The sequence below is a fragment of the Nocardia sp. NRRL S-836 genome (assembly GCF_001279525.1).
Lineage (GTDB): Bacteria > Actinomycetota > Actinomycetes > Mycobacteriales > Pseudonocardiaceae > Lentzea.
Window position 1 is genome coordinate 1 of sequence record NZ_LGDY01000185.1, and the last position, 727, is coordinate 727.

At 70.7% G+C, this 727-nt stretch carries 2 protein-coding genes; both read left to right on the forward strand.

Features of this window, described 5'->3' with window-relative positions; genetic code table 11:
* Positions 1 to 9 precede the first annotated feature (9 nt).
* The gene (locus tag ADL03_RS51010; protein ID WP_369809102.1) at positions 10 to 486 is read left to right on the forward strand and encodes a hypothetical protein; all 477 of its coding nucleotides are present in this window, start codon (positions 10 to 12) and stop codon (positions 484 to 486) included.
* A partial coding sequence (locus tag ADL03_RS47965) for an IS3 family transposase (protein WP_231642875.1) occupies positions 378 to 727 on the forward strand: 350 nt, incomplete at its 3' end. The genes ADL03_RS51010 and ADL03_RS47965, both read left to right, overlap by 109 nt.

Consider the following 727-nt stretch of genomic DNA (forward strand, 5'->3'; position numbering starts at 1 on the left):
ATCCGGCGGCTGGCCGAGCAGCTCGGGGTGCATCACGAAGCACTGCGTAACTGGATCCGGCAGGACGAGGCCGATCGCGGCGAGCGGGACGACCGGCCCCACGACCAGCGAGTCCGACGAGCTGCGCAGGCTGCGGCGGGAGAACGCGGAGCTCAAGCGCGCCAACGAGATTCTCAAAGCCGCGAGCGCTTTTTTCGCCTCGGAACTCGACCCGGCCCGGCGACGGTCGTGAAACTCGTGCAGCAGCTTCGCGGCCGCTTCGGGGTCGAGCCCATCCTCCGGGCCTCGGTATCGCCTCCTCCACCTACTACGGCTGGGTCCAGCGCCAGGCCAACCCGTCACCGCGGCAGCGTGACGACGAGGAACTGGTCGCCGAGATCGCGGACGACCACACCACCTCCGGCGGCACCTACGGCAGCCCGCGGGTGCACGCGACGCTGCGCCGCCGCGGGATCCGGGTGTCGCGAAAGCGGGTCGAGCGGCTGATGCGCGGCCACGAGCTGCAAGGCGTGTTCCCGCGCAAGAAATGGCGAACACCCTCGACCCGCCGCGATCCACGAGCCACACCGTCGCCGGATCTGGTCAACCGGGACTTCACCGCCCCGGCACCGGACCGGCTGTGGGTCGTCGACGCCACCCGCATCCCCACCGGCGAGGGCGTGTTCTGGCTGGCCGCGGTCCGTGACGCCTTCTCCAACCGGATCGTGGGCTGGAAGACCAGCGACCG